Annotated in this window: 10 protein-coding genes; 3 read left to right on the forward strand and 7 right to left on the reverse strand. The window is 37.9% G+C overall.

The window, feature by feature from the left end:
* Together ABWO41_RS09080 and ABWO41_RS09085 are read left to right on the forward strand one after the other, a co-directional pair.
* Positions 1-686 (forward strand): SGBP N-terminal domain-containing protein (locus tag ABWO41_RS09080; protein WP_353136752.1); only part of this gene is annotated, 686 nt, incomplete at its 5' end.
* A 477-nt stretch (positions 687-1,163) separates the two neighbouring features.
* Positions 1,164-1,253 carry a GIY-YIG nuclease family protein gene (locus ABWO41_RS09085; RefSeq protein WP_353136755.1) on the forward strand — a complete coding sequence of 30 codons (90 nt, stop codon included), beginning with the start codon at positions 1,164-1,166 and terminating at the stop codon, positions 1,251-1,253.
* Positions 1,254-1,797: 544 nt separating this feature from the next.
* Here ABWO41_RS09085 and ABWO41_RS09090 read toward each other — a convergent pair.
* Complete coding sequence (locus ABWO41_RS09090) at positions 1,798-2,697, reverse strand: BPSS1187 family protein (RefSeq protein WP_353136758.1); 900 nt, start codon at positions 2,695-2,697, stop codon at positions 1,798-1,800.
* A gap of 335 nt (positions 2,698-3,032) precedes the next feature.
* Here ABWO41_RS09090 and ABWO41_RS09095 point away from each other — a divergent pair, with 335 nt between their 5' ends.
* A complete protein-coding gene (locus ABWO41_RS09095) occupies positions 3,033-3,752 on the forward strand; it encodes a YoaK family protein (protein ID WP_353136761.1) in 720 nt (239 codons plus the stop codon).
* 88 nt (positions 3,753-3,840) lie between these two features.
* Here the strand turns inward: ABWO41_RS09095 and ABWO41_RS09100 are convergent, their stop codons facing one another.
* The 6 genes from ABWO41_RS09100 to ABWO41_RS09125 form a co-directional block, all read right to left on the reverse strand.
* Complete coding sequence (locus tag ABWO41_RS09100) at positions 3,841-4,821, reverse strand: PorP/SprF family type IX secretion system membrane protein (protein ID WP_353136764.1); 981 nt, start codon at positions 4,819-4,821, stop codon at positions 3,841-3,843.
* 5 nt (positions 4,822-4,826) lie between these two features.
* A complete protein-coding gene (locus tag ABWO41_RS09105) occupies positions 4,827-5,783 on the reverse strand; it encodes a T9SS type B sorting domain-containing protein (protein ID WP_353136767.1) in 957 nt (318 codons plus the stop codon).
* A gap of 3 nt (positions 5,784-5,786) precedes the next feature.
* On the reverse strand, positions 5,787-6,467 hold the full coding sequence (locus ABWO41_RS09110; RefSeq protein ID WP_353136770.1) for a hypothetical protein: 681 nt from the start codon (positions 6,465-6,467) through the stop codon (positions 5,787-5,789).
* 240 nt (positions 6,468-6,707) lie between these two features.
* Positions 6,708-8,708, reverse strand: a complete 2,001-nt coding sequence (locus ABWO41_RS09115) for an OmpA family protein (protein ID WP_353136773.1) — start codon at positions 8,706-8,708, stop codon at positions 6,708-6,710.
* Positions 8,709-8,725: 17 nt separating this feature from the next.
* Positions 8,726-9,718 (reverse strand): PorP/SprF family type IX secretion system membrane protein, encoded by a 993-nt coding sequence (locus ABWO41_RS09120; RefSeq protein ID WP_353136776.1) that lies wholly within the window; start codon positions 9,716-9,718, stop codon positions 8,726-8,728.
* A gap of 52 nt (positions 9,719-9,770) precedes the next feature.
* The coding region (locus ABWO41_RS09125; RefSeq protein ID WP_353136779.1) for an Ig-like domain-containing protein at positions 9,771-12,903 on the reverse strand (3,133 nt) is incomplete at its 5' end.

A 12,903-nucleotide genomic window follows, 5' to 3' on the forward strand; every position in this document is an offset into this window, starting at 1 on the left:
ATTATTATTCTTTTCTTACCGTATTTTCAAACCAGCAAAGCGAATCCATAAATTTTAAATTGTATGATAGCTCTACAGATAAGGTTATCACTGTAAGCAAACCGCTTATATTTGTAGTGAATGAACATAAAGGAAATCTATTTCAATCCTATAGCATCGCAGAACCAGCTCTTAACCATTTGTCAGAAATACTCTCTTTCAATTTTATAGATATCAAGAGTTTATCGTCAATAGTTAACAACGGAACTGTAAAAGTGAATATATCAGAAAGTTATCCGTTGACAAACCTGAAACCAATATTTACTTTAAGTGCGGGTGCAAGTCTTTTTAAGAACAAGGTATTGCAAAAATCTGGTGAAATTATTGATAATTTCTCTTCAGAAATAACTTATCAAGTATTGTCTGAAGACGAATCCAATTTAAAAAGTTATAAGGTTAATATAAGTTCATCAACAGATCCCACATTATTCTATAAAAAAGATGCGGTATGCTATGCTCGGGGAGCTATTAAAGTTGTTTCTAAAAGAGAAGGAGCGTTAGTTCAGGTTACCAGCAACGGGAAAACTGTAGCAACTCGGCAAATTAAAAATGGCGAGGCATTATTCCCGGATTTAAACGCAGGCTCCTATATAGCTACATTGGGAAATGAGTGGAAGATTATCAATATCCTTTTAAAAGAAAAGTAATTATTATATAAGATTGTGAATATCATGAATAGTTTAAAAATTGTTTTAAGTATACTGGTACTGGTTTTATTCTTAGGATGTAAAAAAGAGAGCTCCTGTAAAGATGTTGTTCAGGGAGATTTTGAATTAGTCGAGTAATCTTTGTTGGTGAAGATTATTGTTATTAAATATGTGCTTTTAAGTTTGTAAGTCGCAGTATTACAACCTGAGACAGGTTAATGTATTAGAGTATCGAAAGATATTCATGGCGCACATAAAGTGATTAAAGTCTAGCAAGAAGGTGCCGGTTTTATGAAAATTGTATTGTGTAACTGACGTTCATTGTTTTATTCTAAGTTATCCCCGCCAATCTTTGAAATTCTGGTCAGATCATCTGGCAGATTTCTAGAAAAATACTCAGCTTCGGGAGCATCAAAAGCCGATAAGTTCTTCTTATTGGCTTTTTTGTTTTCATATTATATCCATTATATTTTACTTATGTATTGGGTTTATATTCTTCAATCTCAGGTTTCGGATAAGTACTATATCGGGCAGACAAACAACCTCGAACCGTCTATTGGCACATAATTCCTCTGACAGAAAGACTTATACCTTTTTCTGTTCGTAGAGTTAAGCAAAGCATCTCTTCGGATTCTAAAAGGAGTCTCCAGACTTTCAACACTCGGACTACATTAACATGTCATCCGATTGCTTACTATGGTTCAGCACTCATGTTAAAAGTATGGATGATTCCATACCGGTTTATAACAGATTGGAGACAGATTGCATATAAAGACGGATGAAACTCGGACAAAACAGGGAGATTATCCCTCTTTGATCCCTTTTTACTCCCTCTTTAAAATGTGTTTAACCTGTCTTTTTATCGAAGCATTTATATATTAAATAATAATCAAACCCGAAGACATTATGAGCGGATTAGTAAAGATTTAGTAAGCTCTAGGTAAAGTAGATTCTATTTGACCTACTGGAAATATTGAAGTCTCCATTTTGCGTAAAAATGAAGAAAGGGTAAAGCGGCCAAAAGTGCTAAATGCATTCCTTGGAACTTCTTGTGTATTATTTAAGAAATTTAAAAATTACCTTATTAAGGTAAATACCCATTTATATCCTGCTAGTTCCCTTTTCCCAGCATTTGAATCCATTCTGGTTTATAAATTTTATCACTAATTCCGGCACCATGTGCTTTACTTGTCTGGCGTACTTCTTTTGATAAAGCCAAAATATGATTGTCTGGAATTTTCATCGCTTTACAGCTTTCCAAAATCGTCATTGCTTTGGGTTCTTCGACATGATAAGTTGCATACCAGCGTTTAGGAGGAGTAACACTATCTTTAGAATACCAGCTTGCTATTTTATTTCCGCCGGCGTAGTCCCACCCGCCGGAAAAGGAAATTACCCTTGCCACCCGCGAACGTTTAGCGATAAAAGCTGCCATTCCACCTCCTTGTGACTGGCCTGATAAAGCAATCTCATTCCATTTTATATCGCCGTTCTGCAAATATTTCTCCCAGTTACCTTGTTTGTCGTGGTCTGCAAGATAAACAAGTAATTTAGTAATACGGTTAATGATAGCATCTTGTGGCTCGTCGGGAAATAATGAGGTGACGTTTTCTCCGTAAATTCTTTTTATTCTAAACTTTTCTACACAATCCGGGTCTTTATTAAACTGTTTTTCTTCTGCACATACTACCACACCGGCCGGAAGATTAAAATAAGACAAGCTTATTACCCGGTAGCCTTGCTCTATAGCCGTTAAGAAAAAATCATTAGGCTTTTTAGGGGGGATTCCGCCGGTTCCTGTCAGGAAGATTAGCAATTTCCCTTGTTTAATAGACGGATTGTAAACAACCAGGTGTGGCGAATCAAAAGATGTAATACTACTATCTGTTGTAGACGGGATTATGTGGAACTGGACTAGCGACTTTGTAGACGGTTTTATCTGGCCACATAAGTTCTGTGCGATAAAAGCGATGAAGATTTGAATAAACAGATGTTTTTTTATTGTTCTCATTTGTTTGAACCACTTAGCTTCATTAAATATAATTAAAAAAATAACAGTTAAATGTTTTCTCTAATTCCATTATTAAAACGGAAGATAATGACGGATACTTCATACTTGAGATCAGGAAGAAAATCCTCTGAGGGCTTAGACAACTTCTTCTTTTACAGGTAAAAATGCAGAGATTTGTCAAGATGGGTTTGTATAGGTATTTTAAGTACATTTATTTATTGCATAATCAGGCTTTTAATAAGATATATGTTCTTCCTGGCTATAAAAGAATTTAAGATTATGGTTAAATTTATGAAAGAAATAAATTTATACTTGCAGGCTAATCTATATGAATTATGTTTAGACATATAGGAAAAAACCGAACTTATTCACATAATTTAAAGCTGGCTTCCATGTTGTCTTTTGCTGCGGGAATCGTGAATGTAACTGGAGTAATGGCTTTAAAAATTCTTACTACAAATGTAACAGGTCATTTCGCTTATTTTTCTGAAGAAGTCGTACTGCAGAGCTACTCGGCTGCCATTGTGTTTCTTTTATACATCTTATCCTTTTTAATGGGAGCATTTTGTTCAAGCCTGTTTATAGAGGTTATTATCAGAAAAAATGCATCTGTTTCTTATGTAATTCCCATGTTTATGGAAATGAGCATTTTATTCTTGATTTCAGTTTTAGGATTTGAGGTTTTTGGCACTCAACTTATTGCATATCTTCTGCTATTTGCTATGGGACTACAAAATGCTTTAGTTACCAAGGTATCGCGTTCTGTTGTCAGGACAACACATTTAACAGGCATATTTACAGATTTGGGTATCGAACTTTCCCAATTGATATTTTGTCGGCGTGATATGTTTAGTTATAAGGAAATTAAACGAAGTATCAATTTGAAACTGGCTATTATATTTTGTTTTTTTAGTGGTTGCCTGCTGGGAGGGTTGGTGTATAGCAGATTGGTGTTAAATACACTGTTAATTGCCGTTTTTGTTCTTCTTGTCGCTTTGTATTATGATTACATACGATTAAGGTACTATTATTTAAAAAGGAAATTTACACACTAAAAGGTTGCGGCGCAGAATAGCTAATGTGTCTAAAAGATGCCCTATTGCATATAATTCGGCACTTTATGGAGATAAAGAAAGTATTTCATTAGAAATAACACCCGTATTGCGTTCGGTTATTTGATTTGTCTCTCAGGAATAAACCTAGCGAAATTTCATGAGTGCCATTATTTAAGTTTTTAAGCTTGTTTAAAGAATAGTCGAAAGAATATCCAATTCTGAGTTTTGAGGTTGGAAAAAGTTCTATCAGAGCACCTGTGGAACTGGACTTGGATAGGTCTTTTTGCAAATGTGGTTTATCATATAATTTTACAGAAGTTCTGTACATCGCTCCAATCCATATTTTTTCTTTAAGCAAAATAAATCCGTTTATGTCAAGATTTGTTGGGCCCCCAAAGTCATCTTTTAATAAGACCATGGGTTTAATAATCAAATCGTTCGAGGCTTTAACAATAAGTCCACCTAAAAAATAGAGATGTGGTTTTAGTCCTATATGCCAATCGTTCTCTTTTTGTCCGATAGAAAGACCAGAAAGTATATTAGAAGCAGATACACCAGTGAAGAAATGCTGACTGGAAAAAAGTATACCTAATCTTGCGTCTGGCATTATTGTAGACTCATTTCCGGCAGGAATATATTCGTCGCCAGCTTCATTCGCATCAAATGCGCTGCCATTCATAGCAGTTTGGCGTAGTCCTATGTTAAATCCAAAAGAAAGTTTTTTGTTTGTATAATCGTCTATTAAAATATGGTAAGCATAACCTCCGTGTATTCCGAGATTGCTCTGTGCACCAATTTTATCACTATTTACCATTAATGAGAGCCCAACTTTTTCGTTTCCCAGAAGTGCGTCTGCAGCAAAGGAAAAAGATTCGGGTGCACCTTCTACTCCGGTCCACTGCTTTCTATAGGTACTCTGTAAATACAGGTTATTTTTATATCCTGCATAGGCTGGGTTAACATGAATGGTATTAAATATGTACTGGGTAAAGTTAGCGTCCTGTTGCGCTATACCTGGCAATGGCAACACAACTAAATACCATATAGTAATGAAATTGATCCGTTTCATAGACCTCATTTTTTCTTGTCGCGAATAAGTGTGATATAACCCTTAAAGATTTCCTGTTTATCCATCATTTTAATAGTTAGGATATAGAAGTAAGTGCCTTCATGTAGACCTTCGCCGGTCCACTTATTATCATAGTGTTTTTGTTCAAATACATGACTTCCCCATCTGTTCAGGATTACAATTTCATTTTCCGGATAATTTTCGAGACCTGGTATCTCAAAATAGTCGTTCTTACCATCGAAGTTTGGTGTAAAAACATTAGGGATTTTCAGTTCCATAGTTTCAATAATGGCATCAGAAGTATTATCCGTTAGATTAGGGTCTGTCTCATCAGCTTTTACAAAAGCTACATTTTTTACATTTCCGGGGTTTATGGCTTTTACAACCAGTTTTAAATCTAAGCTCTCACCTTTATTTAGCTGTTTAATTTCCCAGGTGGCTGTGTTTTTAGCAGAGTTAAATTGGCTGTTAACTCCGGTAACAAAAGGAATTTCTACAAATTCTAATCCATCTGGTAAAGGATCTTCTACAACTATATTGTTTGCAATTTCGGGTCCTTTATTGTTTATTTTTAATGTATAAGTTACCGCATCATTTATTTTTATCCTTGTAAGTTCGGTCAGTTTAACAATGCTGATATCGGCCAATAATGTTTGTTTAGGTTCTACAATAATTGAAATAGGATCAGAAATTTCAGAAGAACAATCTGTAGCGTTAAATGCAATTACCGTATAAAGCCCTGCATCACTTACCGTATAGCTGTTTAAAACTGCATTTAGAATTGGAGTACCGTCTTTAAACCACTGAAAATGCTGTGCATTTTTCGTATTTGCCTTTAATGTCAGAGACGAACCTTTGGTTATTTTTATTGGTTGGGCGGTATTGTTTAATTGGGCATACCCCGCTATGGTAAAGAGTAGCAGGGTATGGGTGAGAAAATATCTTAGACAAAACCTCAGCATTAATTAAATACCAGACACCGGACTTTCAATGGTTATAGTCGGTTTAGTTGGTAAATCGCTAACCGTAACATTAAGAACGCCGCTATCTCCGGCACAGTAGTATTTATTGTTAAAATAATAAGCATATTTTAATTTATACTTATAGACTCCGGCCGTGGTAGCTACGGGAACAAGGGTGGCATTTGTTGCTCCTGTAATCTTTGTCTCTGCGCTGCTTGTATTATCTACACTATACCACTGGTAGGCAATATTTGCATCCTGTGCGTTTTGATCTTTTGCACTAACAGTACTTGTAAATGTAGTTGTTGAAGCATTAGGACCACAATAATCTGCAACAGTAGGACTAATTGTCAAAGGGTCTAATACGTAAACGGGAATTTCCTGCCAGTCTGAGATACAATTCGTAGTGGAATTTTTAACTGCTATATAATAATATCCGGTTCCTTTGGGAGCAAATGTAGTTTCACTGGGACCTACAGTCGGAGTTATCGGGTCATTTGGAGTAGGTGTAGGATTTGCACTATATGAAATTTCGTAAGTTGTTCCCGCTGCAGCATTAGGGATTTTAATGTTTTCTCCATTACAAATAAATTGGGTGGCAACATTTGCAGGGTCAACTGCTGCGAACATTTTTGGAGAAAACAGGAGTCCAAAAATTGCAAATGAGAGTAAGGTTTTTTTCATGGCTTTAAGGTTTTAGGCGGTGACAGGTTAAAATGGAGTGCCGTTGATCTTTTTGTTGATCATACGACACTCTCTGACTTAAACCTGGTGCATTTTAGTGTTGGTTTCAGATGTTTATTAACCAGTAGAAAAGCGAAATAACTAAAGTGTATTCTATGATTATAATAGCATAATCGATTTCCCACCGGATATTTTTTAAATATCCTTTCAGCTTTTTAAAGCCGGTATAGAAGAACATGATTATTTTTTGATTACTTTAAATTCTGTTCTTCTATTGAGTGCTCTGCCTTCCGGATTGTCTTTTCCATTTATGGTATTTGGCGCTATAGGCATGCTTTCGCCATATCCTTTTGCCTGTATTTTATCAACACTTGTACCCTTTGCTATAAGATAATCTACACAAGACTGAGCTCTTCTTTGCGACAGATCTAAATTGTATGCATCACTTCCTATTGCATCGGTATGTGAGCTCAATTCAATGGCGATTTTGGGATTGTCTGCCATAATATCAGCCAGTATATCAAGCGCCTGAGCTGACATAGGCGTTAATTCGGCACTGTTAAATTCGTAATAGATGTCTTTCAGAACGATTGGTTTATCTATTACCAGCGGGGTCAGGCAAAGGTTAGGATTTAGCAAAGTATCAGCCTTTGCCAGGTCCTGACGGGAAAATCTTATTGTTTTGGTAAAGTATCCCTCTTTTTCTACGGTGATTTTTATTGGTCTTGGAGCATCAAGAGCGAATGTATATTCTCCGTTTAGTCCGGCACTTAATTCTTTAGTGGTGTTATTTAATGAATCGGTTAAACTAATTTTAGCTTTTTCTACGGGTTTTCCGGTTTCACAATCTAATAATGTGCCTTTCAGATTGATGAACTCACGCTTCACCTGAAATAATTCCAGACAGCATACAGACTCTCTGTCAGAACTGATAAACCCTTCATGCCCATTTCCGTCTGTAGCGGTAAAATAGATATCATCTTTAGCGGAGTTGAAAGGGAAGCCCAAGTTTTCCGGAGCAGACCAGGTGGAAAAATCTCCTTTAGACTCGTAGAAATCATATCCCCCCAAACCAACTCTGCCATTGCTGCTGTATAGCAAGGCTTTGTTTCTGGAGTTATAATAAGGGGCTTGTTCGTCTCCGGTAGTGTTTATTTCTTCACCTAAATTAAGCGCCTGTCCTAAAGAACCATCGGCTCTCACAGGAGCAAACCAAAGATCATACTTTCCCTGCCCTCCGGGTCTGTCAGAAGAAAAAATCAGATATTTTCCATCAGGGGTAATAAATGGCTGTATAGAGTTATAGCCCTTAATATTAATCTGAATGCCTGCAGATTCGGGATTAGACCATTTTTCGCCCATTTTTACAGCAGTGTAAATACTTTTTGTATTTTCTTTTGTGTCCCACTTGGTGAAAAATGCCCTTCCTCCGTCGGGTGTCAAGGCAATCGCTGCGTTCTCCGTAGCCGCCAAACCCAAATCTACTTTGTTTATGTTAATATTATCTCCGGATATATTCGCCCTTTCAACACTATAAATGGCATTAATATATGGAGATTCTTTTTTCTTAACTTTAGAACTGCCTGAGCTCAGAACCTCTGTCTTCTTCGAAACGTTTAGAGGTCTCGACGAAGTGAAGTACATTAAATTGTTCTGTATTACGGGTGCATAATTGGACCCTTTTGCGTTAAGCGGAGCCTGAAGCTGCTTTAATGTGGCCAGACGGGGATATTTCATTTCACTTAATGCAAACTTGCTGCTTTCGATTTCCCGCTTTGCCTGAGCGATAACGTTCTGGTCACCCTGATAATTTTTAATAAAGTTCCCAAAAGCTTGTATGGCTTCTTCGTATTTATTATTAGCTCTCAGAGAAACGGCGTACCAGTAAGGACTTAAAGCATATTTTTCTTCTTTAAAATCTTTAGCAATTGCATACCATTTTTCGGCATTCTGATAGTCTTTATATATTCTGTAGCTTTCAGCTAAATTGAATACCATTTGCTCAACTTCGGTGTTTTGCTTTTTTGATGCTTTAGTTTTACTTTCCGGAGTGTAGGGTAAAATTAAATTTCCAACGCTGTCGTTAGAAATATTCAATGCTTTTTTGTAGTATTCAGATGCAGCATAATATTCCTGATTCTGGAAATAAACATCGGCAGCTCTTTTGTAATCTGGTACAAATTGGGCAGACGCGTTTAGGACAAAAAAACTAAATATGGCGGTTAATTTTTGAATTTTCATGTCAGTAAGTTTTTAGATTACAATCTTGGGCAGAAGAAATTAGGACCAACAATCCCTTTCCTGCTTGTGAAGGAAAGCGATATTTCCAGGCCACCATTGGCTCGTGAAATGTTTTTGACAGAAGCTGTATTCATGTCATAGCTTAGGCCCAAAACCATATTCTTGACTTGTAAACCCAGAAAGGCAATCGCTGTACTTTCGAAACGATAATTTCCTCCGAATAGAATGTCTGTGTCGGAATTGACCATGAAATTTGCATAAGCACCTGCGGAAGTTTCATGGGCATTACCCTGAGACATATATAAGGCGTTTGGTGTAATGCCTATGAATTCCGAAACCTTTAGTCTGGCTCCTCCATGAACGGTATATCTCATAGGGATACGTTCCTTATTTCCCAGAAATTTATCTACAGGTCTGGTTAAATGTGCAATACTGGCTCCTGCGAAGATATTTACCTTTCTGTTCGGAGTACCATCAAAATACATTAAACCAGCGTTGATATCTGGAGAGAAGGAAGAGTGTGAGGCCACATTTTCATAATTAGGAATTCCATTGTTATAGCCTGTTCCGGGGTCGTATTGATTGCCGTATGTTGCTTTGGATGCATCAAAGCTCTTGTTTATGATTCCAGCCTGTAAACCAAAGTTTAATATTTGGTTTCCTTCCGAACCCAGCTTAATCCGGTATGCTGCAGAAGCAAGAGCTGTCAAATAATTGAAGTCTATTTCACCGGCCTTCTGGTTCATTACCGTTGCACCAAATGAAAGATTTTTAGTAGGAGCCATATCAAATGAAGCAGCTCCGGTATAATAGGCATTATTTAGCGAGCCCCATTGTTGTCTTGCATTTATTGCTATGCGGTAATCGCCATCTACTACACCGGTAAGTGCAGGATTAAGTAGCAGGGGATAGGCGTAATACTGAGAAAAATGGGGGTCTACCTGCGCTTTTGATACAGAACAAAGCGAGATAAGCAAGAATATCGTTAGTTTTATTTTATTCGTTCTCATGAGATTTTTGTTAAAGTGTTTGAATAAAAATCCGGTAATCCGGACTTTGATCTTATCTGATCAAAGTCACGGTACCTTTTTTAGATGTTTTGCTTCCATCATTGAAATTGATATCAACCTGATATACATACACTGCGGAAGGTTGGGCTTTACCTTGATAATTTCCATCCCATCCAACTGTAGGCTGGTTAGACTGGAATATAAGTTGTCCCCACTGATTAAACACTCTCATGTTCATGGTGCTTATTGTATTCCCATAGATTAGGAAATAGTCATTTTGACCGTCATTATTCGGTGTAAATGTATTCGGAATAAATACTTCGTTACCAAGAGGGTTGTCGCTACCAGCAGTTAGTACCGCAGATGCGCCACTCGTCTGGCAGGCCGTTGTTCCGATAGCTCTAACAGAAATTGATACTTGTTCTGCAGGTTTTAATCCCGGGAATGTGTGGGTTGTTCCGGTGTTGCCAGAGCTTGGAGCAGACCATGTTTGGCCGTTGTTTACTGAAATTTCGTATCCAGTGGCATTTGCTACGACATTCCAGCTAAACGTAACGCTGTTTGTAGTTTTGCTTTGGACGCTTACAACAGGAATATTTAAACCTGGAACTACGGTAACAGGAACAGGCGTCCTTGCTGCACTGGTACAGGAATTTGCATTTACAGCTTCTACATAGAAAATGATATTGTCGTTTAAATTACCCGTAGTGAAGATATTACCTTCGCCAATTGAAGTTCCTCCGGCAGAGCTGGTATACCATCTGTAAGTAATTCCATTTGCGGGATTATCTACAGAAAGTATGGCTGCAGAACCGGCACAAACGGGGCCGTTGGTAACACTCGCAGATATCGGTGCATCTGGTCGTGGAAGTACTGTTACATTAACTGTTGTTCTGCTGGTACTTGTACAAGAATTTGCATTTACAGCTTCAACAAAGAAAGTAGTGTTGTTGATTAGATTGCCGGTAGTATAGGTATTTCCATCATGTATAGAAGTACCTCCAATAGCATCAGTATACCATCTGTAGGTTACTCCCGGAACCGGATTTTCAACCGACAATGTAGCTGTTGTGCCTGCACAAACAGGGCCATTGCTTACAGCTACGGTCGCTGGTGCTGTAGGTCTTGCCAACACGGTTACTGTTACAGATGTTTTGGTCGCACTAATACAAGAATTACCATTCAAAGCTTCTACATATAATATCAGATCGCTATTCAGACTATTTGTGGTGTAAGTATTACCTTCGTGTAAATGGCTCCCGCCGTTAGGAACAGTGTACCATCTGTAAGTGGTGCCTGCATCCGGATTATTTACAGCCAGTGTTGCCGCAGAACCTGAACAAATAGGGCCATTTGTGATATCTATTTTTGCAGGAGGTGCAGGCACAGGAAGTACAGAAATATCTACCTGTGTTCTTGTACTGCTAACACAGTTATTTTGATTGACAGCTTCAACATATAGTGTGGTATTACCTGTTATATTGACAATGTTAATCATATTGCCTTCATAAACGGCACTTCCACCAGCAGAACCTGTATACCATTTGTAAGTAATTCCTGTTATCGGATTGTCTACAGAAAGTGCAGCTGTAGATCCAGCGCATAAAGGTCCGTTTGTGATGTTTACAGTAGCAGGAGCAACAGGACTTGTATATGTATTTACTGTAACAGCAGTTCTGCTGGCGCTAGCACATTGCGTTGCATTTACAGCTTCTACATAAAAGATTGTTGTTGCGCTGATGTTGCCTGTTATAAAGTTTTCGTTACTACCTAAATAAGTGCCGTTGACTGGAGCGTCATACCAGTTATATGTTATTCCCGGTACCGGGTTTGAAACGGATAACGTAGCTTGCGTATTCGGACATACGGTTAGGGAAGTAGCGGCAACGGTTGGGGCAGAAGGTAAATTACTCACCGAGAATGTGATACTTTTCCTGTCACCGGCCAATGTTTCGCAATAACCATTGGCGCTTATTCCGGCACTATATGTATAGCTTATTCCGGCAGATACATTTACAGTGAATATTCCCGTAGTATTGCTATAAACCAGTATGTTATCGCTGTCGAATAAATAATAGACAGGGTCGGTTAAATTGTCATTGGATGTTACGGTAATGGTAGCTGTACCACTACTGCCAACACATATGGTATTATTGTTTCCGGGTACCGTAATAGTAGCAACAGATGCTCTGTTTGGACAGGTAACCGGGATGCTTGCAGAAGTTGTTTTAGAAACTGAGTTTGCTGTTATTACTGCAAAATTATTAATTGTGCTAACATTGCTAAGGTTGCCATCGGCTTTGACTTTAAATGTCACAGTCTCTGTGGCGCCAACAGCTATAGATGGGATGTTAAGTATTATTTTATCAGTCAAAGGATCATATACACCTCCCGAACCGTTTACAAATGTCGTATAGGCAGGTAATGGATTTTCTATTATAGCATTATTTAAAGCCACATTACCTCTGTTCTCTACACTTATTGTTATGGTTAATTCAGAATTAGGTGTTGCATTACCACTTGGATCTGAAGATTGAATACTGCTGGTTACCTCAAAACTAGCATTTTGTTCCGTGTCATAATTAGGGGTACTCGCCTGTTTTGGATTTGGTTCTGCAGGATCTGTTGGCGGAGTATCATCCGTAATAGTTGCAGTGTTACTTATAGAAGGAATCAAAGTGAGATCGGTATTTACCTTTACTTTGAAAGATACTGCCTTTGGAGTAATTCCGACAGGAATATCTATATTCCATTTTAACGTATTGCCATCAAGGATACCTGCATTGTCTGCACTACCCGTTATATATAGAGTGCCGGTAGGAAAAATGTCCTCTATAGCTATATTATTCAGTAACACGTTACCTTTGTTGGTCACAGTTATTGCATAAGTTAACTCGGCTCCTGGTTCTATTTTTCCATTTCCGTTCAGACCTGCTACCAGTGTTTTGCTAACGGCGTAACTTGTTATCTGGTCTGTGTCTGTTTCCGGAGATTCCGGGTTTTTAGGAGGATCAGACGGATTATCGCTGTCTGTAATGGTCGCTCTGTTTTTAATAGATGCAACACCGGTAAGGTCGTCATTAACTCTAACCCTGAAAGTTACACTTTTAGTAGTGCCAACAGCGACTCCAACATTCCATTCCAGTGTATTGGAAGAAAATACCGCATTATCACTTGCAGTAGCA

Source organism: Pseudopedobacter sp. (assembly GCF_040392825.1).
GTDB lineage: Bacteria > Bacteroidota > Bacteroidia > Sphingobacteriales > Sphingobacteriaceae > Pseudopedobacter.

Bases quoted from the DNA above. Each gene is read 5' to 3' on its own strand.
- ABWO41_RS09085 (WP_353136755.1), top strand. From the start codon at position 1,164: ATGTATTGGGTTTATATTCTTCAATCTCAGGTTTCGGATAAGTACTAT.
- ABWO41_RS09090 (WP_353136758.1), bottom strand. From the start codon at position 2,697: ATGAGAACAATAAAAAAACATCTGTTTATTCAAATCTTCATCGCTTTT.
- ABWO41_RS09095 (WP_353136761.1), top strand. From the start codon at position 3,033: ATGTTTAGACATATAGGAAAAAACCGAACTTATTCACATAATTTAAAG.
- ABWO41_RS09100 (WP_353136764.1), bottom strand. From the start codon at position 4,821: ATGAAACGGATCAATTTCATTACTATATGGTATTTAGTTGTGTTGCCA.
- ABWO41_RS09105 (WP_353136767.1), bottom strand. From the start codon at position 5,783: ATGCTGAGGTTTTGTCTAAGATATTTTCTCACCCATACCCTGCTACTC.
- ABWO41_RS09110 (WP_353136770.1), bottom strand. From the start codon at position 6,467: ATGAAAAAAACCTTACTCTCATTTGCAATTTTTGGACTCCTGTTTTCT.
- ABWO41_RS09115 (WP_353136773.1), bottom strand. From the start codon at position 8,708: ATGAAAATTCAAAAATTAACCGCCATATTTAGTTTTTTTGTCCTAAAC.
- ABWO41_RS09120 (WP_353136776.1), bottom strand. From the start codon at position 9,718: ATGAGAACGAATAAAATAAAACTAACGATATTCTTGCTTATCTCGCTT.